Consider the following 23,824-nt stretch of genomic DNA (forward strand, 5'->3'; position numbering starts at 1 on the left):
ACGATTAGCCAAACTCGCGCAGGCGGTGCGCCATTTTACGAAAGAAGGATTCCCGGCTTGCATCGCGATCCTGCTTGCCGGTAATGACGACGGTAGCCGTAGTCCCCGCAGGCCACAGGGTTCCCTGCTGCTCATCAAGACGAATTCGCACCGGTACACGCTGCGCCAGGCGCACCCATTCGAGATTGGAATCAATGGTCGCCATACCCTTTGCGTCCCGCGTGCTGCTGGCATTCGTTACGCCAGCCGCCACGCTATCAACGGTGCCCTTCAGCACATGATTACTGCCCAGCGGGGTGATCTCTGCGCGATACCCAGGGCGGACGCCTTCCAGCTTGGTTTCTTCCATATAGGCCAGCACATAAAAAGAATGCTGTTTGACCAACGCCACCGCCGTAGAGCCGCGAGTAATAAATTCGCCGCTGTAGACGTTCAGGTTAGTCACCCAGCCATCTGCTGGCGCGCGAATGACGGTACGTTCCAGATCTAATTTCGCCAAGTCGCGGGTCGCCTGCGCCTTCGCAAGCTGGTGTAATACGGTTTGCAGGACATTGTTTGACTGGTCGATCTCTTCACGAGACATAGCCTGCACGCCCAGCCGGTTACGACGGCTGGCCTCCTGGCGTTTTTCCTGGGATAACACCTGATAGTAGGCGACGTCTGCTTCCGCTTCTTCGAGCGCTTTTTTATAGCGCGGCTGATCGATGGTAAACAGGACCTGGTCTTTCTTCACCAGTTGATTATCATGAACGTTAACGTTAGTGATAAGCCCGGCGACATCCGGGGCTATTGCCACAACGTCGGCGCTGAAGCGCGCATCACGCGTCCACGGCGACTCGGTGTAGAACACCCATGCGCGGAAAATGGCGATGAAGGCCAGAATGACCAGTACGAGAGTCGTGGCCGTACGGGAGAGTTTTCTTGTTAGTGTTTTCACTTCAACCTCAAACGAACAGGCGCGTTATTAAATAGAACAGGCAGCAATACAGCGCGGTGTTAAACAGAGCCGGGTGCCAGACAAAATCATAGATGCCAGTTGGAACCAGTACCCGGCGCACCAGCCAGAAAATCGCCAGTGACAAAAGTAATTCGAAAAAAATCGGTGGGAAGGACAGACCAAACACCACGATAACGGGAAACAGACTCATGTTGACCTTGGTAGCTTAAGAGAGTGCAGGTGATAGATTTTCTAGCGTATGTCACCGCAGAGAAGGGCAAGGATGAGCCAGGCGAGAGCGACATAGCTGTTATTTGAATAATAATATATTAACGTAACTGTTATGCTGTTATCTATATTATGTGATCTAAATCACTTTTAAGTCAGAGTGAACAATGGAACGATTAAAACGTATGTCGGTGTTTGCCAAAGTTGTCGAACTGGGCTCCTTCACCGCCGCCGCAAGACAGTTACAAATGAGCGTTTCATCGATAAGCCAGACGGTCTCTAAACTGGAAGATGAGCTACAGGTCAAGCTGCTAAACCGCAGCACACGCAGCATTGGGCTAACTGAAGCCGGTAAAATTTATTATCAGGGTTGCCGCCGGATGCTGCACGAAGCACAGGATGTTCACGAACAGCTTTATGCCTTTAACAACACGCCCATCGGCACCTTGCGCATTGGCTGTTCTTCAACCATGGCACAAAATGTCCTCGCTGGGTTGACCGCAACGATGCTGAAAGAGTATCCAGGATTGACGGTAAATCTGGTAACAGGCATCCCGGCACCGGATTTAATCGCCGACGGTCTGGACGTGGTTATTCGCGTCGGCGCGTTGCAGGACTCCAGCCTGTTTTCACGTCGCCTGGGAACCATGCCGATGGTGGTCTGCGCCGCTAAAAGCTATCTCGCGCAGTTTGGCGTGCCGGAAAAACCCGCCGATCTCAGCAACCACTCGTGGCTGGAATACAGCGTGCGCCCGGATAATGAATTCGAACTTATCGCTCCGGAGGGGATCTCTACCCGCCTGATCCCAGAAGGGCGCTTCGTGACTAACGATCCGATGACGCTGGTGCGCTGGCTGGCCGCAGGCGCGGGCATTGCCTATGTGCCGCTGATGTGGGTGATCAATGAGATCAATCGTGGCGAAGTGGAGATCCTGCTGCCCCGCTACCAGTCGGATCCACGTCCGGTCTATGCGCTGTATACCGAAAAAGACAAACTACCGCTCAAGGTCCAGGTGGTGATTAACTATCTGACGGATTATTTTGTCGATGTGGCGCAGCTGTTTCAGGGGATGTACGGCCGGGGCAAAGAGAAATAAAAAAGCCCGGTAGCGCTTTGCTTACCGGGCCTACATTCAGTGCCAACGCACATTCCAGGCCGGATACGCTGAGCGCTATCCGGCGACCGGGTCGTTACGCGGTGCCACCTACGGTCAAGTTATCCACCTTCAGCGTCGGCTGGCCCACGCCCACCGGCAAGCTCTGTCCTTCTTTACCGCAAACGCCAACCCCGTTATCCAGTTTCAGGTCGTTACCCACCATCGAAATCTGCTGCATCGCTTCGATACCGGAGCCAATCAGCGTTGCGCCTTTCACCGGTTTGGTCACTTTACCGTTTTCAATCAGGTACGCTTCGGACGTCGAGAATACAAATTTCCCGGAGGTGATATCTACCTGACCGCCGCCAAAGTTAGGCGCATAAATACCGTATTCAACGGATTCGATGATTTCCTGCGGCGTGGATTTCCCCGGCAGCATATAGGTGTTGGTCATACGCGGCATCGGCAGGTGCGCGTAAGATTCACGGCGACCGTTACCCGTTGGCGCTACGCCCATCAGACGCGCATTCAGTTTGTCCTGCATGTAGCCTTTCAGAATGCCGTTTTCGATCAGCACGTTGTACTGACCCGGTGTCCCTTCGTCATCGATAGCCACAGAACCACGACGGTCCGCCATTGTGCCATCATCCACAACGGTACACAGTTCTGATGCCACCAGTTCACCCATGTGACCACTGAATACCGAGGTGCCACGGCGGTTAAAATCACCTTCCAGACCATGACCGACCGCTTCATGCAGCAGAACGCCAGGCCAACCAGCGCCGAGTACCACCGGCAGCGTACCAGCAGGCGCTGCTACCGCGGACAGATTGACTAACGCCATGCGTACGGCCTCTTTCGCCCACGCGTCGGCACGGACTTCACCATCGAGGTCGCCAAGGAAATAGTCATAGCCAAAACGACCGCCGCCACCGCTGGCGCCGCGCTCACGCTTACCGTCCTCTTCGACCTGTACGCTTACGGACAAACGTACCAGCGGGCGGACGTCAGCGGCCAGCGTACCATCAGTCGCGGCCACCAGGATCAGTTCATAAACACCGGTCAGGCTGGCGGTCACTTCCTGGACGCGTTTGTCGGTGGCACGGGCCACGTTGTCTACGCGGCGCAGGATATCGAGTTTTTCTTCACGGCTCATGCTCTGCAACGGATCAACCGAGGTGTAAAGCGCCTGATGCTCCACGGCCCCCAGCGTTTTTACTTTGCCGTCACCGTTGTCACGCACGATAGTACGCGCGGCATGAGCGCTTTGTTCCAGCGCCAACAGGCTAATCTGGTCTGCATAGGCAAACCCTGTTTTCTCGCCGCTGATGGCGCGCACGCCAACGCCCTGATCGATATTGTAAGAACCATCTTTAATGATGCGGTCTTCTAAAACCCAGGATTCGTGATAGCTCGACTGAAAATAGAGATCGCCGTAATCAAGACGGCGTTCGGCCAGTTGGCCCAGGATGGCAAACAGATCCTGATGTTTCAGGCCATTTGCCGCTAGCAATTGTTCACTTACCAGGTTCAGACTCATCGTTTTGATTACTCATTTAATTCTGCCGGATAGCGGAAAAAAACGCCTTATCCGGCCTACGTTGTTAGGCTGCTGTAGGCCGGATAAGCGCTGCGCCATCCGGCAATACTATGTACTGAGATTGGGGCAATTACTCGCCCCCGTCAAATCATTGCTGGCTTTCTTTGCGCGGCTGACGCAGAACTTCGTTAATTTGCGGCTTATCGACCGGACCAGTGATGCGATAGCGCAGAATCGAGACTTTGCTCCACAGCGGCCCCAGCACCTTACTGGCGGCAAACACCGCCGCACCAACAATCGGGTTGACGGCAAACGCGGCGGCAACGCCTACGGTGGCAGATATTTCTGGTGCAACAATGGCTTCCATGTCCAGATCCCGGCGTACCAGGTTCACTGAACCTTTCATCGCAATGTCGGCTTCCAGACCGTCCACCAGCGTGTCGTCGGTATGCATCACACCATCTTTGATCCACGCCGTGCTGCGAATCGAGTCGAAATAGAAGCCTTCGCTGAAGGTGTCGCTAAAATCAAAGCGCAGTTTACGCAGTAACGCATCGAAGCTTAGCAGACGTAACAGTTGCCCCGCATGTCCGGTACTGAGTTCGGTAAGTTCGCCTTTGCCCAGCCGGGTACGCAAAATACCATTCAGCGAGGCTACATCAGGATCCCACGGCGGATTACGCCAATGCAGATCATACTCCACGTTGAATGAAGAATTGCGAATCGGCGTTGATACGCCAAAGAAACCGGCTGCGGAGTCAATTTTATTGCCGCTCAGTTTACCCTTCAGCGACGTTCGCTCCTTGCCCGGCGCATTCACCCACACGCCGTCGGTGGTCAGTCTGGCAAAACCTGTATCCAACAGACCGTTACTCAAGGTCAGCGTGTCGCCTTTAATCGCTACATCGGCGTCAATGCGCCCGTATTTCTGTCCCCACATCCAGCACTCGGCACAGCGCAGCTGAAGGTCCGGCCAGCCACGGAAGCTGACGTTGTCGATGGCTGAGAACGGCGAGGCTGGCGTACTATTTTGTGACGGTTTTGCCGCGCTTGGGTTGTAATAAAGATACTTAATATTGGCCAGCCACGGCGCATTATTGCGCATAGCCAGCGTGGCGTTAATTTCACGGCCCTGCGCCTGCACGGTGGAGCCATTGCTCGCAGGCTCAGAAACGATACTCAAATTATTCCACTGTTGACCGCCCAGGGATAACGATGGGGTACGCACCGTGATGCGCTGCGGGAAGTTAGCGTTGCTGCCCACGTTATCCACAGCGCCTTTCTGGAATAACGCCAGCCATTGCGCGCCATCCATAGGGGGAAGATTAAGCTCTATGCCTTGCTGATCGGGTAACGCTGGCACGGTGCGGCTTTCCGACGCCCAGATTGCGCGGTCAAGCGTCAGTTTCTGATTCAGTAGCCAGCGGCTATTAAAATGATTCTTGCTGCCAGCGTTGCCGGTCAGATCAAAGCTGCGCAGATTGCCGTTGGCCTTAACGTTCACCGGCAACGCCTCACCGGCCGCCTTATTCAGCGGAGAAGGTAAGTGACTACTTACATTCTTGAGGTCGCCCTTTAACTCAACGTTGTAGGTCGGCCCGGCATGATACGGAAGATCGATTCCTACCTTGCCATTCCACGCTATGCTACCGTTCAACGCGTCGTTGACCTGCGCCGGTAAAATCCCCATGCGGCTTGGCTGCCAGTCACCTTGCAGATTCACGGCTACCTGATAGGCTTTCGCCCCTTCGGTCGTGGAAAAGTCGACGTTCAGCGGCTGATTAAACCAGTTCGCGGTCATCGGCTCGCTCTTCAGATCACCGTTGATAAAGCTGAAATTACCATTCAAATTCTTCAGCGTGCTGTCGAGCGGTTTAATAAACAGGCTGTTATTACGCAGGTTGACGTCACCTTTGGCGGTAACCAGCGAGCCGTCTAGCGGAATATCAAGATGTAAGCGAGCATTCACATCGCCGTCAATCTGCAACTGCTCAAGCGTAGCGCCGAGTGAATCCTTCAATGGCGTCTCATCAAAATAAGGTCCAACCGCCTTGCCCGGCCCGTTGATGTCGGCATCAATCAGCAGTTTTTCTTTGGCATAGTCGGGGATGTTAGCCGTCAGATTACTGGCCTTCACACCGCCCAGATTAACGCTATCGGTCTTCATCCACAGACCGTCGTTAATGAAGTTCAGTTCAATATTAAGGTCAGTCAGCGCGGGCCAGTCGGGCTGGAAAGCAAACTTCGCATTGCGAAGCGGCACCAGTACCTGGAACTGCCCTTCATTGTGTAGATACGGGAACAAATGCGGGTCGCCGCCATACACCAACGTGGCGTTATCCGCTTCGCCGCCCTGAATAGCGCCGCTGAGGTAATCAACAAGCTCTTTGCCCATCAGGTTTTCCGGGAAGTAACGCCAGGCCTGAGAGCCATCGTCGGTGCTGATACCTGCCAGAATGCCCAACCATGGCTCATCATTGGCGGGCTGCAGATAGCGAAAACCACCGCGTGCGTGTACCGCTTTCGCTTTAACATCAATATTGCGCCCATCTAACTGGAAACCTTTATCATTCTTCAGCCAGCTTAGCGTCGCTACGCCATCCTCTATTTCCAGCGGTGCGCGAAAGACGGTTTCATACGGCATTTTAGCTTGCTTCATGGAAGCAGTGAGCGCCCCGTTTTCAACGCTGCCCGCGAGCGTACCGGAGAAATGTTCTGCCCCTGGCAGCAGCTTCCACTGTTTCCAGGCCAGATTGGTCCACGAGGACTGGAAGCGAGTTTTTTCTGTTGCCTGTAACGGGATATCCAGCGCCAGCACATCTATTTTGCCGCTCGGCTGCGTGGCCCGCCAGATATCACCCAGCGCAGGCGATAACTTGGCCGCCATCGGACGCAGCCCTTCTAACCCGGCCAGCTCCAGATTGCTGGCGCGGATGCGTAGCTCGTCGCTGCGTTTGTTATTCTCGCCGCCGACTTCCTGTTCAGGGATCCAGGCCAGCGTTAACGCCCCGCTTGGCCAGGGTTTATCATCCATCGTGATACGGGTATCGGGAATGGAGAATTGCCAGCCCGACTGTTCGCGGCTGATGTGCGCCGTCAGGTTATCGACGGAGAGCGTGTGCGTACGACTCTCTCCCAGCCAACTGGCCCCACCTTTTTTCAACCAGACATCGCCGCCGGAAACGACACCTTTTCTGATCGTCATCCATGCTTCCAGGCTAAAACGCGCGGTTTGCAACGCGACATTATCCTGCATCCATTTACCCAGCCACGGCTTGACGTCGATATCGTCGGCCTGCAGCCAGACCCGACCGTTATTCAACAGCCCGTTGTCATCACGCAGATCCATTCGAACCTGCATAACACCGTGCTGCCCGGTCAGACTGGAGAGACTGACCTGCCCTTCAGCGCGATGTCGGTTTTTACCGTTAAGCCAGGTAAGCTGCGGGATCGCCAGTTCTGCACGCTGGCCTGAGAGGGTTAAAAAGCTAATCTGGCTGTCGCGTAGATCGAAATGATCAAACTGACGCAGGAAGAGATCGCTCAGGTGGCCGGCTTCAATTCCATCACCGCTTTCGCTGCGCTGGATGGGGGTATTGGTACGCAGCTGCAACTGCCAGAAGGTGAGATCGCGAAACTGCCAGCGCATGTGCAGCAAGCTTTGCCAGACATCCAGCGCTAATGTAACGCGCTTTACCGAAAATTCACCGCCATCTTTAAGCTGCGCATGGATATCGCGCGCTTCAAGAGTAGGCCCGAAATTTTGCCAGCTAGCGGAAAGTTGGCTGGCGGAGACGGGCAGACCGGTGGCGGATTCAATCTTGCCAAGGATGGCCGGACGCCAGCTATCAAGATGAGGCAGCGCAAGGCGCAGCCCACTGACCAGCAGCGCTGCGATGACAACGAATGCGGCTCCAGTGAGCAGTAATATCCCCGGCAATCGCCTCACGCGCCTCTCCTTGTCTACCAAAAAATGTGACTCACAAAACCGTCTTGCCGGATGGCGGCGTGAACGCCTTCTCCGGCCTGCAAGGTATCGCCATTGGGCGTTTACCAGGCCAGATTACATCATGACAACGTCGAACTGCTCCTGGTTATACAGCGGTTCGACTTGTACTTTAACCTGTTTGCCGACAAAGATTTCCACTTCCGCCAACGCATGTGACTCTTCACCCTTCAGGGTTTCAGCCACTGCCGGAGATGCATAAACCAGGAAACGATCGGAGTCATATGCATGGTGTACCCGCACGATTTCGCGCATGATTTCATAGCATACAGTTTCCACGGTTTTCACCGTACCGCGCCCATGACAGGTCGGACACTCGTTGCACAACACATGCTCCACGCTTTCACGCGTGCGTTTGCGCGTCATCTCCACCAGGCCCAGCTGTGAAAAACCGTTGATGCTGGTTTTTACGCGATCCTTGCTCAGCGCCTGTTCCAGAGAGTGCAGCACCCGTCGACGGTGATCTTCATTATTCATGTCGATAAAATCGATAATGATAATGCCGCCGAGGTTACGCAGACGCAGCTGACGAGCAATGGCCTGCGTTGCTTCAATATTAGTATTAAAGATAGTGTCGTCGAGATTACGATGCCCAACAAACGCTCCGGTATTGATATCGACGGTGGTCATTGCTTCAGTTTGATCGATGATCAGATAGCCGCCGGATTTCAGTTCAACCTTGCGTTCCAGCGCGCGCTGGATTTCATTCTCAACGTCAAAGAGATCAAAAATGGGCTGGCGCCCGCTGTAATGTTCCAGCTTGCTGGTCATCTCGGGGATATATTCCGCTGTGAACTCCAGCAACGCTTCATAAGTAAGACGAGAGTCAACGCGGATCCGGTCAAGCTGGGCATCAGCAAAATCACGCAACACGCGCTGCGCCAGCGCCAGTTCGCCGTACATCTGGTAGCGCGTTTGCGGGCGCTTTTTACGCTCCATGACTTTAGTCCAGACGCGCTTCAGGTAGGCAGCATCTGAGGCTAGATCCTCCTCGCAGACGCCTTCCGCCGCTGTGCGAATGATGAATCCGCCCTGTTCATCGCAGTAATCCGCCACCACTTTTTTCAGGCGTTCGCGTTCGGTTTCGCTTTCGATACGTTGGGAAACGCCAACGTGCGAAGCACCTGGCATAAAGACGAGGTAACGGGAAGGAAGCGTGATGTCCGTCGTCAGGCGTGCGCCCTTAGTACCCAACGGATCTTTTACCACCTGCACCATCAGATCCTGGCCCTGGCGCACCAGTTCAGAAATGTCGCGCACGGTGAACTGTTTTTGTTCTTCACCCGCCACGCATTCGGTGTGCGGCATGATGTCTGAAGCGTGAAGAAATGCGGCTTTATCCAGTCCAATATCTACAAAAGCCGCCTGCATACCCGGAAGTACACGACTTACACGACCTTTGTAGATATTGCCTACGATTCCGCGTCGCGCCTCACGTTCAATATGAATTTCCTGCAGAATACCGCCATCAATGTAAGCCACCCGAGTTTCCGATGGCGTTACGTTTACCAACAATTCAGCCGTCATGTTTATCCCTTTTCTCACGCAGTGCGTTAAAATTGGTCAGCAACTCATACGTTTCTACCAGCGGTAAGCCGACTACGGCGTGATAGCTGCCATTGATCTTCCTGACAAAACAGCCACCCAACCCTTGAATACCGTATGCACCTGCTTTATCCATTGGTTCACCGCTGGCAATATAGCCCGCGATGTCCTCATCGGTTAGTGCTCTGAACGTCACTTCCGTCACCACCAGACAGTCCAGACTGTGCCGGCGGTCGGCCAATGCCACGGCGGTCATGACCTGATGCGTTTTGCCCGACAGTTTGCGCAGCATTACTGCGGCATGGGCGGCGTCGTGTGGTTTTTCCAGCACTTCGCCATTAAGGATAACAATGGTATCCGCACCCAATACCGGCAAATCGCGCTGCGCCAGCGCCACGCCAGCCTGCGCTTTTTCGCGTGCCAGACGCGAAACATACTGCTGCGCGCTCTCCTGCGGGTGTCGCTGTTCTTCAATCCCAGGCACCAGCCGTTCAAACCTAACACCAAGCTGAGCGAGCAGCTCCTGACGACGTGGAGAACCTGAAGCAAGATACAGAGTATTCATATCAACCTTATTGCACCGCAAACTGCTGACGGACTTTACGCATCAGTAAGAATAGCCATGGCCAAAGCACACCATTCACTACACTACTCCAGAACACTTCGGGTCTGAAAGAGACATTGATCACTAAAAACTCGGCCCAGAAAACAATAATATCCACGACCAGTGATAACAACATGACCACCAGCGCCTGTTGCCAGAGCGCGAGGTTACGGAATAGCTGGAATTTCAGCGCGACCAGATAAGCAATGATACTCATCGACAATGCGCGCACGCCAAGCGTGGAGCCGCTGATGAGATCCAGTATGGCACCCACCACAAACCCCGTGCCCACATTTACGCGATGCGGCAGCGCCAGGATCCAGTACAACAAGATGAGCAGTACCCAGTTTGGCCGGAAAACCAGAATATCGTCCGGCCAGGGCATGACTTGCAGCAACAGTGCAATAAGGAACGAGAGCCAAATCACCCAACGTCCCTGGCTACGATAGCTTGCCACTTACTGTCCTCCCGGCTTACGCGGAGCAGGTTGTGGCGGCGTGGTACCCGCAGGCGCTGGAGTCACGCCTGCTGCGGGAGCTGGCACTGGCGCAGGCGGCCCCATGGCATCTGGTGCAGGCAGAACTTGCGGCATCATTTGCATCAGACGTTCATTGGCAACGCGGTGCACTTCTTCTGGCGTCATCGGATTTGCGCCGTTACGATCGGCGCCCCACAACAGCAGCAGATAACGCAGACGCTGCAGACCTGCGGTCGGGCGTGCCTGAATCACGGTATAAGCGCGCTGAGTGTCCAGCTTAACGGAAGAAACAACACCAACCGGATAGCCTTCAGGGAAACGTCCCCCCAGACCCGAGGTAACCAGCACATCGCCAACGCGAATGTCGGTGTTGGCCGGCAGGTGTTCGAGCTGAAGATCGTCGGTGCAGCCGTTACCGGCAGCGATCACGCGGATATCGTTACGCAGTACCTGAATGGGCAGAGCATGCGTCGCATCGCAAATCAGCAGCACGCGGCTGGTCAGTTTAGCCACCGCTACGACCTGACCCACAACGCCTTTGTCGCTAATAACCGGCTGACCTTCGTAGACACCGTTAACGCTCCCTTTGTCGATCACCACCTGATCGCTGTAAGGGTCATTAACCGTTGAGATGACCTGCGTCACCATCTTTTGTTCGTCCTGACGCAGCGGCGATCCCAGCAGCTCACGCAAACGCGCGTTCTCCTGTTTATATTGCCCCAGCATCAGCAGCTCGCTGTTTTTCAGCAGCAGTTCCTGACGCAACGCCCGATTTTCAAGTTCGAGTTGGTCACGCGAAGCCAGCGTTTGCGAAACGCCGTCGAGTAATTCACGAGGACCATTTGAGATAAAGTAGAAAGGACTGACGGCGGTATCCATGTACGTTCGGATTTGACTAAACGTACCCAGGCGGCTGTCGGCAATAATAACGCCGAGCGCCACCAGCACCGCCAGAATAAGGCGAATCTGTAGCGACGGGCCACGGCTAAAAATTGGCTTCATAGTCTATGCGTATTCTCGTATCAGAGCGGAAGGGCAACCCGCGGGCTACCCTACCTGCATCCGATTACTCTTCGCTGAACAGGTCGCCGCCGTGCATATCGATCATTTCCAGCGCCTTGCCGCCACCGCGCGCCACGCAGGTCAGCGGATCTTCAGCAACAACAACTGGAATACCGGTTTCTTCCATTAACAGACGGTCAAGGTTACGCAGCAGAGCACCGCCACCGGTCAGTACCATGCCGCGTTCGGAGATGTCAGACGCCAGTTCTGGCGGACACTGTTCCAGTGCAACCATCACCGCGCTCACGATACCGGTCAGCGGTTCCTGCAGGGCTTCCAGAATCTCGTTGGAGTTCAGGGTAAAGCCGCGTGGAACACCCTCTGCCAGGTTACGGCCGCGAACTTCGATCTCGCGTACTTCGTCGCCCGGATAAGCGGAACCGATTTCGTGTTTAATACGTTCTGCGGTGGCTTCACCGATCAGAGAACCGTAGTTACGACGAACATAATTAATGATGGCTTCGTCGAAGCGGTCACCGCCAATACGTACAGAAGAGGAGTAAACCACGCCGTTCAGGGAGATAACGGCAACTTCAGTTGTACCACCACCGATATCCACAACCATAGAACCGGTTGCTTCAGAAACTGGCAGACCCGCCCCGATCGCAGCCGCCATCGGCTCTTCGATCAGGAATACTTCACGGGCACCTGCGCCCTGAGCGGATTCACGGATCGCGCGGCGTTCAACCTGAGTTGCTCCAACCGGTACACATACCAGTACGCGCGGGCTTGGGCGCATGAAGCTATTGCTGTGCACTTGTTTGATAAAGTGCTGGAGCATTTTTTCAGTCACGAAGAAGTCAGCGATAACGCCGTCTTTCATTGGGCGAATGGCAGCGATATTGCCCGGTGTACGACCCAGCATCTGCTTCGCGTCATGGCCCACTGCGGCTACGCTTTTTGGCGAGCCGGCACGATCCTGACGAATGGCCACAACAGAAGGCTCATTCAATACGATGCCTTGTCCTTTTACATAAATAAGGGTATTCGCGGTACCCAGGTCAATGGACAGGTCATTGGAAAACATGCCACGAAATTTTTTCAACATACTAAGGGATAATCCTGAAAGCTGGGGCGGAAAACAAAATCCGCTTACTTTACCAACCACACGCAGCAGCGACAAGGCGCAAAAATCATCTGCTACGGTGAAAATTAGTGCAGTTCGTTTCCTTTGTTACAAAATCGGCCTGAGTCCATCAGGGCTGAATAAATCAGCAGCACTCCTCGCTTTTGTTTGCAACCTGTCAAAGGTCATTCACCTGCATGTTTGCTGTTACAACCTGGCGAGCAGACAAGCACACCCCCAGAAGGCACAGCGCGCGTTATTCTACGTGAAAACGAATTAAACGGCAGGTTAAACCGAGTATCTTTGCGAATATTTTTTCACGTTAGTGTCAAGTGGCTGTGATGCGGCAAAAAAATCCCCTTGCCCACCCGCAACTCCGCGTTCCGTCAGCGTATGCCACTCGCTACGCGAACGAACGCCCGTGGCGTAAACCTGCGTTGGTGTTCCAGAACAAGCTTCCACCAGGCTTTGCACCAGGAGCTGGTTTTCGGTTCGCTTATCAATATTCCTCACCAGGCTTGGATGCAGCTTCAATAACTCAACGTTAAGCTCTTTGATCCAACTGGTGCTCACCAGCGTTAAACCCGCCTGCGTAACGGCAATTCGCACACCCAGCGCATTCATCAATCTGATGACGGGCTGTAACCGGCTGATATGTTGACAGACATCTGCCTCAGCAAGTTCAATAATTATGCGTTTGCGTAATGATTTTTCGCACTGCATCAGCGTATCACGTAGCCAGCGCTGAAAACGTGGGCGAATTAGCGATTCAACCGTTGTCTGCATCGCCAGGTTTTCCTGCGGCCAGTAGCCCAACAGTAAGATCAGACGGCTGATTTGCAGACGGTCATATTCTTCTGCCAGGCCAAACTGCAGGACCATCGGCATATATTCCGCCGAAATAACCTCTTCGCTACCATCAAAAATACGGCACATCAGCTCCCGGTGGTGCACCCGTCCTTCACGGGTTACCGCAGGCTTTTGATAAATTCTTGGTCCACCCCGGCTGAGCATCTGTTCGATCAGCGTTCGCCAGCGTACGTTACCCCGACCTTTTTCCGGTAGTGAGTCATCATAGACCGACCAGCTGTTCCCACCCTGCAATACCGAGTTCCTCGTGGCGGCTTCGGCGTGATCCATCACTTGTTCCGTCGACTGGCCGCTGCGGCAAACACAAATGCCAATATGAACCATATCGGCACGGTCGATCATTTTATTAGCCGGAAGCGCATCTACCGCTTTTAATAATTGCCCGGCAATACTTTCCGCCTCTTTCAGCGTGCGGTGTGGCAACAGGATGGCAAAATCGCTACGGTGGTAGCGCGCCAGCAACGCGCCCGGATAGCGCGTCATAAAAGTCGACAACAAATTGATTAACGTTGAAATTTGTTCTTCAGCAAGGGTAATTCCCCAGCTATCGCGCAGCAGCGTAAAGTCCGGCAGGCGTACCATCATCACGACGCCATGCGATCCCACTTTTTCCTGATCTTCCAGCAGCGTTGCCAGTTGGTTATCAAAGAACAGGCGGTTGCTTAGCCCGGTTTTTGTATCCTGCGCCACATAGGAACGAATCAGCGTATCCAGTCGGCTACGTTGCTCGCGGGCACTTTGAATTTCGGTCAGCAGCATATCGAGCGCGCTACTGGTACGCGCAGGCCATTCATAAACAGTCCCCCGCACGTTCGGTCCACGTTCGCCGTTAAGAATGCGCGTTGAACGAATCTCCAGCAACTCTTGACCTGAAAGCTGACGCTGAAGCCAGCGCACAGACAAAAAGAGCATCAGTATAATGAAAGCAATCGCCAACGTGAGTGGCGCGGTAGTCATCAGCGAATGGAAATAGTTGCCCATTGGATCCTGATAAACCAGACGCAGCGACATGCCCGGGTGTTTGACCAACGGGACGGTGACATCACGATACAGATTGTTCGTCCCCGCCGGGCGGTAGCTACTGGTTCGGGAGTGGTCATACACCACGTGTTCGCCCTGTAGCAGTTCGACGCGCACGATATCAACCGAAACCATCAGTTCATCGATTTGCGGGGTTAGCGCAACGACATCGCGGGAGACAAGGTGCGTATCAATCGCTGTCGCCACCGCCTGAACACGGGTGGTGAACTTATATTGAATCGCGTTATAGAAACTCAGCGAGCAACCGATCAGAGTTACGAAGATCGTTAACCCTGTAAGCAGCGTCACAAAAGCTGAAAATTTCGTCGTTAATCGCATCCTTGTGTTAACTCCGACAGTTATGAAACAGGCATGAAAGTGATAAAGCGGCGCGAAAATGCAAAACTGAACGCAAAATCCGTCCATTTATACAAACAGTGTGGGCATACTACCAAATTAGGTATATCTGGCAATTTATTGCGCGGAATCGGCATCATGTTTTGATTAGCGAGTATAGTCTTCATTAATAATTTTCCAATCCACTATACGAATTGAGGACAGGTTATGCAGGCTTTGATCTTAGAACAGCAGGACGGAAAAACCCTCGCATCCGTTCAACCCCTCGACGAAAACCAGCTACCGGAAGGCGATGTGACGGTGGATGTCCACTGGTCAAGCCTGAACTATAAAGACGCCCTGGCTATCACCGGCAAGGGTAAAATCATTCGCAATTTTCCGATGATTCCTGGTATCGATTTCGCCGGTACCGTGCGCACAAGCGAAGATCCCCGTTTTCATGCAGGTCAGGAAGTTTTACTGACCGGCTGGGGCGTGGGTGAAAATCATTGGGGTGGACTGGCCGAACGCGCACGCGTGAAAGGCGACTGGCTGGTTGCGCTGCCACAAGGGCTGGACGGACGGAAAGCCATGGTCATCGGGACCGCTGGCTTTACCGCCATGCTGTGCGTCATGGCGCTTGAAGATGCAGGTATTCGCCCGCAAGACGGTGAGATTGTCGTCACCGGCGCCAGCGGCGGCGTGGGCAGCACGGCCGTGGCATTACTGCATAAGCTGGGTTATCAGGTTGCGGCGGTTTCGGGTCGCGAAAGCACTCACGACTACCTGAAGAGCCTGGGCGCTAACCGTATCCTTAGCCGTGATGAATTTGCTGAATCTCGTCCGTTGGAAAAACAGCTGTGGGCTGGTGCGGTTGATACCGTTGGCGACAAAGTTCTGGCAAAAGTCCTGGCACAGATGAACTACGGTGGCTGCGTTGCCGCCTGCGGCCTGGCTGGCGGTTTCGCTCTGCCGACGACGGTGATGCCATTCATTCTGCGTAACGTTCGTTTGCAAGGGGTCGACTCGGTGATGACCCCGCCGGCACGCCGGGCAGAAGCCTGGGCGCGTCTGGTTAAGGATCTGCCGGACTCTTTCTATGCTCAGGCCGCCACGGAGATTACGCTGGCAGATGCGCCGAAGTTTGCCGATGCCATCATCAATAACCAGGTGCAAGGTCGTACGCTGGTGAAGGTGAAGTAACAAGCTCTGGCGCAGAAATTTACACTTAATTAACGAAATTTCGCGGCATATCTACAGACTCCCTGCCATATTAACTACGCGTCCCCTGTCAGTTATGACGCGTAAGCCGGGAGTCTGTTATGAAGAAATTACGTCCATTTACAGAAGCCGACGTCACTGACGAGTCGGCTTTTTTTATGCAACGCCGCCAGGTACTGAAAGCATTAGGGTTCAGCGCCGCCGCGTTGTCTTTCCCCCTCTCTGCACAGGCTGACCTTCTTAGCTGGTTTAAGGGGAATGACCGCCCGCCCGCGCCCGCGGGTAAGCCGCTTGATTTCAGTAAACCCGCCGCCTGGCAAAATTCGCTTCCTTTAACGCCAGCGGATAAAGTTTCTGGCTACAACAACTTCTATGAGTTCGGTCTCGATAAAGCGGATCCGGCAGCCAATGCTGGCAGTCTGAATACCGATCCGTGGACGTTAAAAATCAGTGGTGAGGTGGCAAAACCACTCACCCTCGATCACGATGCGCTGACCGCCCGTTTCCCACTGGAAGAACGGATTTACCGGATGCGCTGTGTGGAAGCCTGGTCAATGGTCGTGCCGTGGATTGGTTTTCCGTTACATAAACTGCTGGCGCAGGTTGAACCCACCAGCAACGCAAAATATGTCGCCTTCAAAACGATCTACGCACCGGATGAGATGCCAGGACAAAAAGATCGCTTTATTGGCGGCGGGCTGAAGTATCCCTATGTTGAAGGACTGCGTCTGGATGAAGCTATGCATCCACTCACTTTGCTTACCGTGGGGGTTTATGGAAAAGCTCTTCCCCCACAAAATGGCGCGCCCATTCGCTTAATTGTGCCGTGGAAATACGGATTTAAAGGCATTAAGTCGATCGTGAGTATTAAACTAACCCGCGAACGCCCCCCGACAACCTGGAATCTGGCCGCCCCCAATGAATATGGATTTTATGCCAACGTGAATCCGCATGTCGATCACCCGCGCTGGTCCCAGGCCACTGAGCGTTTTATTGGCGCAGGCGGTATTCTGGACGTTCAGCGCCAACCCACGCTGCTGTTTAACGGTTACGCCGACGAGGTCGCTTCGCTGTACCGTGGTCTTAACCTGCAGGAGAATTTTTGAGTGCGCCTGACTGCAAAGCACATTACCGGGCTGAAAGTTTGCCTGCATCTTGCCGGCTTTTTACCGTTTGTCTGGCTATTTTGGGCGGTGAATCACGGTGGTCTGAGCGCAGACCCGGTCAAAGATATCCAGCACTTTACCGGTAGGACAGCTCTGAAATTCTTGCTGGCGACCTTGCTGGTCTCTCCCCTCGCGCGCTACGCTAAACAGCCATTATTGATACGCACACGGCGCCTGTTAGGGCTATGGTGTTTCGCCTGGGCAACGTTGCATTTAACCAGCTACGCACTCCTGGAACTGGGCATTCATAATCTGGCGCTGTTAGGACGGGAATTAATCACGCGACCTTATTTGATGCTGGGCATTGCCAGTTGGGGCATATTATTCGCCCTCACGTTAACCTCCACCCAGTCGGCTCAGCGAAAACTGGGCAAAAATTGGCAGTATTTGCACAACTTCGTCTATCTTGTGGCGATCCTGGCACCCATACATTATCTGTGGTCGGTAAAAATTATCTCCCCTCAACCGATTATTTATGCAGCACTCGCTGTGGTGTTGTTAGCCTGCCGTTACAAGAAGTTTCGCCAGTGGTGGCGGTAGTTTCACGTTATGTGCAGTGCGTTACAAAATGTGGACGATCCGATTTTCTTTACATGTTAACGGTTGATTATCTTCCCTGATAAGACCAGTATTTAGCTGCCAATTGCTACGAAATAGTTATAATGTGCGACTTTGCTATCCCCGGTAGCGTTTTTAGAGCGCTGAAAGGGTGACATTCGCATGTTGAAGGTATATTTTGTCTTTTACCCGAAAATGGCAGAAGATAGCCGCACAATGACTAACAAGTCTGGCAATCTCACTTAATGGCAACCGCACCCAGTGCAATGCCTGAGATGCGTGGCATCTTGTCACTCACTGTTATAAAAATGCTATACAGACGGCGGTAAAACGCTTGTCACAATCTCACTAAACAAAGAGTACGGAACCCACTCATGGATATTCGTAAGATTAAAAAACTGATCGAGCTGGTTGAAGAATCAGGCATCTCCGAACTGGAAATTTCTGAAGGCGAAGAGTCTGTACGCATCAGCCGTGCGGCGCCAGCTGCAAGTTTTCCAATGATGCAACAGGCTTATGCTGCACCAGTGATGCAGCAGCCAGCTCTGTCTAACGCTGTCGCACAAACTGCCTCTCCAAGTATGGAAGCTCCGGCAGCAGCGGAAATCAGTGGTCACATCGTACGCTCCCCAATGGTTGGTACGTTCTACCGCACCCCGAGCCCAGATGCGAAAGCGTTCATCGAAATCGGCCAGAAAGTGAATGCGGGCGATACCCTGTGCATCGTTGAAGCCATGAAAATGATGAACCAGATCGAAGCCGACAAATCCGGCGTAGTGAAAGCGATTCTGGTAGAAAGCGGTCAACCGGTAGAATTTGACGAGCCGCTGGTCGTCATCGAATAACGAGGCGAACATGTTGGATAAAATTGTTATCGCCAACCGCGGTGAGATCGCCCTGCGTATTCTGCGTGCCTGTAAAGAGCTGGGCATCAAGACTGTCGCTGTGCATTCAAGCGCGGATCGCGATTTAAAACACGTATTGCTGGCGGATGAGACGGTCTGTATTGGCCCGGCTCCGTCCGTAAAAAGCTATCTGAACATCCCGGCTATCATTAGCGCTGCTGAAATCACCGGCGCAGTGGCAATTCACCCGGGCTATGGCTTCCTCTCTGAGAATGCCAACTTTGCTGAACAGGTAGAACGTTCCGGCTTTATCTTCATCGGCCCGAAAGCCGACACCATCCGCCTGATGGGCGATAAAGTGTCCGCAATTACCGCGATGAAGAAAGCTGGCGTACCGACAGTCCCAGGCTCTGACGGCCCGCTGGGCGACGACATGGACGCTAACCGCGCTCATGCGAAGCGCATCGGTTATCCCGTTATTATCAAAGCCTCCGGCGGCGGCGGCGGTCGCGGTATGCGCGTCGTGCGCAGCGATGCCGAACTGGCACAATCCATCTCCATGACCAAAGCGGAAGCGAAAGCGGCTTTCAACAACGACATGGTTTACATGGAGAAGTACCTGGAAAACCCACGCCACATCGAAATTCAGGTGCTGGCAGACGGTCAGGGTAACGCGATTTATCTGGCAGAACGTGACTGCTCCATGCAGCGTCGTCACCAGAAAGTCGTCGAAGAAGCACCAGCACCGGGCATTACTCCGGAACTGCGTCGCTACATCGGCGAGCGTTGCGCCAAAGCGTGCGTTGATATCGGCTATCGCGGGGCAGGTACTTTCGAGTTCCTGTTCGAAAACGGCGAGTTCTACTTCATTGAAATGAACACCCGTATTCAGGTTGAACACCCAGTAACCGAAATGATCACCGGCGTTGACCTGATCAAAGAGCAGCTGCGCATCGCTGCGGGACAACCGCTGTCCATCAAGCAGGATGAAGTTGTGGTTAAAGGCCATGCGGTAGAATGCCGTATCAACGCCGAAGACCCGAACACCTTCCTGCCAAGCCCGGGTAAAATCACGCGTTTCCACGCGCCGGGTGGCTTTGGTGTGCGCTGGGAGTCTCATATTTACGCAGGCTACACCGTACCTCCGTACTATGACTCAATGATCGGTAAGCTGATCTGCTATGGCGAAAACCGCGACGTAGCAATCGCCCGTATGAAAAACGCATTACAGGAACTGATCATCGACGGTATCAAAACCAACGTTGATCTGCAGATCCGCATCATGAATGACGAGCATTTCCAGCACGGTGGAACCAATATCCACTATCTGGAGAAAAAACTCGGACTTCAGGAAAAGTAAGCGTGCGTTAACTGAAAAGGCCGGAAATTCCGGCCTTTTGTTTTTCTCCCCTCCCGCACGTGCCATAAGGTACAATCCCCGCTTTCTTTATCCACAAGGGACAAAAAATGGACGCTCGTTTTGTTCAGGCCCATAAAGAGGCGCGCTGGGCGCTGTGGCTGACCCTTTTATATCTTGCCACATGGTTAGTGGCCGCTTACTTACCAGATTCCACGCTCGGTTTTACCGGCTTACCACACTGGTTCGAAATGGCCTGCCTGCTAACGCCGCTGGTTTTCATCGTGCTGTGCTGGGCGATGGTGAAGTTTATCTATCGCGACATTCCGTTGGAGGATGACGATGCAGCTTGAAGTTATTTTGCCGCTGGTCGCCTATCTGTTGGTGGTCTTCGGTCTTTCCGTTTACGCCATGCGTAAGAGATCGACCGGCACTTTCCTGAATGAATATTTCCTCGGCAGCCGCTCGATGGGCGGGGTCGTATTAGCCATGACGCTAACGGCAACCTACATTAGCGCCAGCTCGTTTATTGGCGGTCCTGGCGCCGCTTACAAATACGGGCTGGGATGGGTGCTGCTGGCGATGATCCAGTTGCCCGCCGTTTGGCTTTCTCTGGGGATTCTTGGTAAGAAATTCGCGATTCTGGCGCGCCGTTATAATGCCGTTACCCTCAACGATATGCTGTTTGCCCGCTACCAGAGTCGCCTGCTTGTGTGGCTGGCAAGCCTTAGCCTGCTGGTCGCGTTTGTCGGAGCAATGACCGTACAGTTTATTGGCGGCGCACGTTTGCTTGAAACCGCTGCGGGTATACCTTACGAAACCGGTTTGCTTATTTTTGGCGTCAGTATCGCATTGTATACGGCGTTCGGCGGTTTTCGCGCCAGCGTACTGAACGACACCATGCAGGGTATGGTGATGCTGATTGGTACTATTGTTCTGCTGGTCGGCGTCGTTCATGCTGCCGGTGGCCTCAGCAATGCGGTGGTAACCCTGCAAACTATCGACCCTAAACTGGTCTCGCCGCAAGGCGCGGATGACATTCTGTCACCCACGTTCATGACCTCATTCTGGGTACTGGTGTGCTTTGGCGTAATTGGGCTGCCGCATACAGCAGTACGCTGCATCTCTTATAAAGACAGCAAAGCTGTACACCGCGGCATTATCATCGGCACCATCGTAGTGGCGATCCTGATGTTTGGTATGCATCTGGCGGGTGCGTTGGGGCGTGCGGTGATCCCTGATCTGACAGTGCCGGATCTGGTTATCCCTACGCTAATGGTCAAAGTGTTGCCGCCGGTAGCTGCTGGGATCTTCCTCGCGGCCCCCATGGCCGCGATCATGTCGACGATCAATGCCCAATTGCTGCAAAGTTCCGCTACGATCATTAAGGATCTGTACCTGAACCTGCGTCCGGAACAGCTGAAAAACGAAACCCGGCTGAAGCGCATGTCGGCAGTGATTACCCTGTTGCTCGGCGCGTTACTGCTACTGGCCGCCTGGAAACCACCAGAGATGATTATCTGGCTTAACCTGCTGGCATTTGGCGGGCTGGAAGCTGTCTTCCTGTGGCCGCTGGTACTGGGCCTGTACTGGGAGCGGGCAAACGCCGCGGGCGCTTTGAGCGCGATGATTATCGGCGGCGTTCTTTATGCCGTACTCGCTACATTTAACATTCAGTACCTGGGTTTCCACCCGATTGTGCCCTCGTTACTGATAAGCTTGCTGGCTTTCCTGATCGGCAACCGTTTCGGTTCTGCCGTCCCGCAAGCCGCCATATTGACTACTGATAAATAAAAGAGTTTTGCCATGCCATGGATCCAACTGAAACTGAACACGACCGGTGCCAACGCTGAAGAGTTGAGCGATGCGCTGATGGAAGCGGGCTCCGTTTCCATTACTTTCCAGGACACGCATGATACGCCGGTATTTGAGCCTCTGCCGGGCGAGACTCGCCTGTGGGGAGATACCGACGTTATCGGCTTGTTCGATGCAGAAACCGACATGAAAGAAGTGGTTGCCATCCTGGAGCAGCATCCGCTGCTGGGTGCAGGCTTCGCGCATAAAATCGAACAGCTCGAAGACAAAGACTGGGAACGCGAATGGATGGATAACTTCCACCCGATGCGCTTTGGTGAACGTTTGTGGATTTGCCCAAGCTGGCGCGATGTCCCGGATGAGAATGCCGTCAACGTGATGCTGGACCCGGGTCTGGCGTTTGGTACCGGCACTCACCCCACCACCTCCCTATGTCTGCAATGGCTGGACGGTCTCGATCTTAACGGCAAAACCGTCATCGACTTCGGCTGCGGCTCCGGCATTCTTGCCATTGCGGCACTGAAGCTGGGTGCGTCAAAAGCCATCGGCGTAGACATCGATCCGCAAGCAATTCAGGCCAGCCGTGATAACGCCCAGCGTAATGGCGTTTCTGAGCGTCTGGAGCTTTATCTGCCGAAAGACCAGCCAGAGGCGATGAAAGCCGACGTGGTGGTCGCAAACATCCTCGCAGGCCCATTACGTGAACTGGCACCGTTAATCAGCGTACTGCCCGTTGAGGGCGGTTTACTGGGGCTTTCTGGCATTCTTGCCAGCCAGGCGGAAAGCGTCTGTGAGGCCTATGCCGAACTCTTTACGCTCGATCCGGTTGTCGAGAAAGAAGAGTGGTGCCGCATTACCGGTCAGAAAAAATAATCCCTTCCGGCGTGGTTGCCTGACCACGCCATTTTCAGACAATTGACCAGCATACTGAGACGTTCTCCAGCGATATAATAATTTATTGATTTTGTTAATATTTATATTGATTTTCGTTGAGTAAACGTATGCGCTTCAACCTATTTATCACAACTTTACTGACAGCATACCTGATGCCACTGACCGCGCTGGCCGCGCCATGGGGTTATAGCGGAGAATCTGGTCCCGCACAGTGGGGAGAAATCAGCAAAGAGTATGCAACGTGCCAGACCGGAATAAATCAATCACCCATTGATATCCAGACCGCCAAAACTCGTAAACTTGGACTTCCTTCACTCAACATGCGATATGTTGATGGTCCGACAAGATTTCAGAGCATTAACCATACTCTGCAGGCAACAATGAGTAGCTATACCTCAAACTCCATTGAAGTTGATGGAAAGATTTATTATCTAAAACAATTAGATTTTCACGCCCCGAGCGAGCATACCTTCAACGGTAAAACCTATCCGCTGGAGTTGCAGTTAGTCCACAAAAACCAACACGGAGACGTCACTATCGTGGCGGTCATGTTTGACGTCGGCGAACCTAACCAGGCGATTCAAAATCTGTGGGAGTCATTTCCAACCATGGAGGACAACAGTATGCCCATCTTCTCGCCAGTCGATATCAACCAACTTTTACCCGACGATAAAACCTACTGGCGCTATAGTGGTTCGCTAACTACACCTCCCTGTACTGAAGGCGTCAGCTGGACTGTCCTGAAAACGCCTGTTGCCCTTTCCGCCGAACAACTGGATAAATTTCACTACATTGTTGGGCCTGCGAACAATCGCCCACCGCAGCCAGTAAATGAACGCAAGATCATCGACAGCCATTCAGGAGATATCGAGATCCTGTACTAAAATGAGGTAGAGATCACACAATGGCGAGACAATTTGCTGATTAATTCAGCAGAATATCTTGCCAGCACCTTCTGCGGCTGAAGAAAAAATGAGAAGTTACGCAAAATTATATGTGTATATAAAATCGACACATCTTTATAATGCAATGATTTATATGATTAAATATTTTCATGCGTTCATATTTACGGCAATTCATTGATCCACCTCAGTGGATTGGTCAAAGTTTGGCCTTTCATCTCGTGCGAAAAATGCGTAATATACGCCGCCTTGCAGTCACAGTATGGTCATTTCTTAA

The 23,824-nt window shown here is 53.3% G+C and carries 20 protein-coding genes; 10 read left to right on the forward strand and 10 right to left on the reverse strand.

Annotated elements, in window-relative coordinates; genetic code table 11:
* Window positions 1-4 precede the first annotated feature (4 nt).
* Together aaeA and aaeX are read right to left on the reverse strand one after the other, a co-directional pair.
* On the reverse strand, window positions 5-937 hold the full coding sequence (gene aaeA, locus BZK42_RS17095; protein ID WP_016154711.1) for a p-hydroxybenzoic acid efflux pump subunit AaeA: 933 nt from the start codon (window positions 935-937) through the stop codon (window positions 5-7).
* Between the two features lie 7 nt (window positions 938-944).
* On the reverse strand, window positions 945-1,148 hold the full coding sequence (gene aaeX, locus BZK42_RS17100) for a p-hydroxybenzoic acid efflux pump operon protein AaeX (RefSeq protein WP_003025177.1): 204 nt from the start codon (window positions 1,146-1,148) through the stop codon (window positions 945-947).
* 184 nt (window positions 1,149-1,332) lie between these two features.
* On the opposite strand from aaeX, the gene aaeR reads away from it, so the two are divergent.
* Window positions 1,333-2,262, forward strand: a complete 930-nt coding sequence (gene aaeR / locus BZK42_RS17105) for an HTH-type transcriptional activator AaeR (protein ID WP_016157586.1) — start codon at window positions 1,333-1,335, stop codon at window positions 2,260-2,262.
* Window positions 2,263-2,356: 94 nt separating this feature from the next.
* Here aaeR and tldD read toward each other — a convergent pair whose 3' ends face one another.
* The 8 genes from tldD to csrD form a co-directional block, all read right to left on the reverse strand.
* Window positions 2,357-3,802, reverse strand: coding sequence for a metalloprotease TldD (gene tldD / locus BZK42_RS17110; RefSeq protein ID WP_019077799.1), 1,446 nt, complete (start codon window positions 3,800-3,802; stop codon window positions 2,357-2,359).
* 148 nt (window positions 3,803-3,950) lie between these two features.
* On the reverse strand, window positions 3,951-7,751 hold the full coding sequence (yhdP, locus tag BZK42_RS17115) for an AsmA2 domain-containing protein YhdP (RefSeq protein ID WP_080859559.1): 3,801 nt from the start codon (window positions 7,749-7,751) through the stop codon (window positions 3,951-3,953).
* A gap of 114 nt (window positions 7,752-7,865) precedes the next feature.
* Window positions 7,866-9,335, reverse strand: coding sequence for a ribonuclease G (gene rng, locus BZK42_RS17120; RefSeq protein ID WP_003828822.1), 1,470 nt, complete (start codon window positions 9,333-9,335; stop codon window positions 7,866-7,868).
* Entirely contained in the window at window positions 9,325-9,918 is a 594-nt protein-coding gene (locus BZK42_RS17125) for a Maf family protein (RefSeq protein WP_047358540.1), read from the reverse strand. The genes rng and BZK42_RS17125 overlap by 11 nt, the downstream gene beginning before the upstream one ends.
* A gap of 7 nt (window positions 9,919-9,925) precedes the next feature.
* On the reverse strand, window positions 9,926-10,414 hold the full coding sequence (gene mreD, locus BZK42_RS17130) for a rod shape-determining protein MreD (protein WP_003025196.1): 489 nt from the start codon (window positions 10,412-10,414) through the stop codon (window positions 9,926-9,928).
* Window positions 10,415-11,437, reverse strand: a complete 1,023-nt coding sequence (mreC, locus tag BZK42_RS17135; RefSeq protein ID WP_046275078.1) for a rod shape-determining protein MreC — start codon at window positions 11,435-11,437, stop codon at window positions 10,415-10,417. It lies immediately after the preceding gene.
* Window positions 11,438-11,501: 64 nt separating this feature from the next.
* The gene (gene mreB / locus BZK42_RS17140) at window positions 11,502-12,545 is read right to left on the reverse strand and encodes a rod shape-determining protein MreB (protein ID WP_000913396.1); all 1,044 of its coding nucleotides are present in this window, start codon (window positions 12,543-12,545) and stop codon (window positions 11,502-11,504) included.
* Between the two features lie 306 nt (window positions 12,546-12,851).
* The gene (gene csrD / locus BZK42_RS17150; protein WP_016154717.1) at window positions 12,852-14,792 is read right to left on the reverse strand and encodes an RNase E specificity factor CsrD; all 1,941 of its coding nucleotides are present in this window, start codon (window positions 14,790-14,792) and stop codon (window positions 12,852-12,854) included.
* Window positions 14,793-15,017: 225 nt separating this feature from the next.
* Between csrD and acuI the strand changes: the two genes are divergently transcribed.
* From acuI to BZK42_RS17200, 9 genes are all read left to right on the forward strand, one after another.
* Window positions 15,018-15,992: an acrylyl-CoA reductase (NADPH) gene (gene acuI, locus BZK42_RS17155; RefSeq protein WP_016154718.1), complete on the forward strand. Its 975-nt coding sequence runs from the start codon at window positions 15,018-15,020 to the stop codon at window positions 15,990-15,992.
* Between the two features lie 119 nt (window positions 15,993-16,111).
* Window positions 16,112-17,116: a protein-methionine-sulfoxide reductase catalytic subunit MsrP gene (gene msrP, locus BZK42_RS17160; protein WP_080859561.1), complete on the forward strand. Its 1,005-nt coding sequence runs from the start codon at window positions 16,112-16,114 to the stop codon at window positions 17,114-17,116.
* Window positions 17,117-17,716, forward strand: a complete 600-nt coding sequence (gene msrQ, locus BZK42_RS17165; protein WP_016157592.1) for a protein-methionine-sulfoxide reductase heme-binding subunit MsrQ — start codon at window positions 17,117-17,119, stop codon at window positions 17,714-17,716.
* A 392-nt stretch (window positions 17,717-18,108) separates the two neighbouring features.
* On the forward strand, window positions 18,109-18,579 hold the full coding sequence (accB, locus tag BZK42_RS17175; protein WP_003025210.1) for an acetyl-CoA carboxylase biotin carboxyl carrier protein: 471 nt from the start codon (window positions 18,109-18,111) through the stop codon (window positions 18,577-18,579).
* Window positions 18,580-18,589: 10 nt separating this feature from the next.
* Complete coding sequence (gene accC / locus BZK42_RS17180; protein ID WP_003828838.1) at window positions 18,590-19,939, forward strand: acetyl-CoA carboxylase biotin carboxylase subunit; 1,350 nt, start codon at window positions 18,590-18,592, stop codon at window positions 19,937-19,939.
* Window positions 19,940-20,046: 107 nt separating this feature from the next.
* Complete coding sequence (locus BZK42_RS17185) at window positions 20,047-20,289, forward strand: YhdT family protein (RefSeq protein ID WP_016154721.1); 243 nt, start codon at window positions 20,047-20,049, stop codon at window positions 20,287-20,289.
* Window positions 20,279-21,730 carry a sodium/pantothenate symporter gene (gene panF, locus BZK42_RS17190; RefSeq protein ID WP_016157593.1) on the forward strand — a complete coding sequence of 484 codons (1,452 nt, stop codon included), beginning with the start codon at window positions 20,279-20,281 and terminating at the stop codon, window positions 21,728-21,730. The genes BZK42_RS17185 and panF overlap by 11 nt, the downstream gene beginning before the upstream one ends.
* A 12-nt stretch (window positions 21,731-21,742) precedes the next feature.
* Window positions 21,743-22,624: a 50S ribosomal protein L11 methyltransferase gene (prmA, locus tag BZK42_RS17195; protein ID WP_080859563.1), complete on the forward strand. Its 882-nt coding sequence runs from the start codon at window positions 21,743-21,745 to the stop codon at window positions 22,622-22,624.
* 173 nt (window positions 22,625-22,797) lie between these two features.
* A complete protein-coding gene (locus tag BZK42_RS17200; RefSeq protein WP_391510061.1) occupies window positions 22,798-23,529 on the forward strand; it encodes a carbonic anhydrase in 732 nt (243 codons plus the stop codon).
* The last annotated feature ends 295 nt before the right edge of the window (window positions 23,530-23,824 follow it).

It is taken from the genome of Citrobacter braakii, from assembly GCF_002075345.1.
In the GTDB taxonomy this organism is placed as follows: Bacteria; Pseudomonadota; Gammaproteobacteria; order Enterobacterales; family Enterobacteriaceae; genus Citrobacter; species Citrobacter braakii.

Coding starts and splice junctions, on each gene's coding strand:
- aaeX (WP_003025177.1), bottom strand. CDS start 1,148: ATGAGTCTGTTTCCCGTTATCGTGGTGTTTGGTCTGTCCTTCCCACCG.
- aaeR (WP_016157586.1), top strand. CDS start 1,333: ATGGAACGATTAAAACGTATGTCGGTGTTTGCCAAAGTTGTCGAACTG.
- tldD (WP_019077799.1), bottom strand. CDS start 3,802: ATGAGTCTGAACCTGGTAAGTGAACAATTGCTAGCGGCAAATGGCCTG.
- rng (WP_003828822.1), bottom strand. CDS start 9,335: ATGACGGCTGAATTGTTGGTAAACGTAACGCCATCGGAAACTCGGGTG.
- BZK42_RS17125 (WP_047358540.1), bottom strand. CDS start 9,918: ATGAATACTCTGTATCTTGCTTCAGGTTCTCCACGTCGTCAGGAGCTG.
- mreC (WP_046275078.1), bottom strand. CDS start 11,437: ATGAAGCCAATTTTTAGCCGTGGCCCGTCGCTACAGATTCGCCTTATT.
- mreB (WP_000913396.1), bottom strand. CDS start 12,545: ATGTTGAAAAAATTTCGTGGCATGTTTTCCAATGACCTGTCCATTGAC.
- csrD (WP_016154717.1), bottom strand. CDS start 14,792: ATGCGATTAACGACGAAATTTTCAGCTTTTGTGACGCTGCTTACAGGG.
- acuI (WP_016154718.1), top strand. CDS start 15,018: ATGCAGGCTTTGATCTTAGAACAGCAGGACGGAAAAACCCTCGCATCC.
- msrP (WP_080859561.1), top strand. CDS start 16,112: ATGAAGAAATTACGTCCATTTACAGAAGCCGACGTCACTGACGAGTCG.
- accB (WP_003025210.1), top strand. CDS start 18,109: ATGGATATTCGTAAGATTAAAAAACTGATCGAGCTGGTTGAAGAATCA.
- accC (WP_003828838.1), top strand. CDS start 18,590: ATGTTGGATAAAATTGTTATCGCCAACCGCGGTGAGATCGCCCTGCGT.
- BZK42_RS17185 (WP_016154721.1), top strand. CDS start 20,047: ATGGACGCTCGTTTTGTTCAGGCCCATAAAGAGGCGCGCTGGGCGCTG.
- panF (WP_016157593.1), top strand. CDS start 20,279: ATGCAGCTTGAAGTTATTTTGCCGCTGGTCGCCTATCTGTTGGTGGTC.
- prmA (WP_080859563.1), top strand. CDS start 21,743: ATGCCATGGATCCAACTGAAACTGAACACGACCGGTGCCAACGCTGAA.
- BZK42_RS17200 (WP_391510061.1), top strand. CDS start 22,798: ATGCCACTGACCGCGCTGGCCGCGCCATGGGGTTATAGCGGAGAATCT.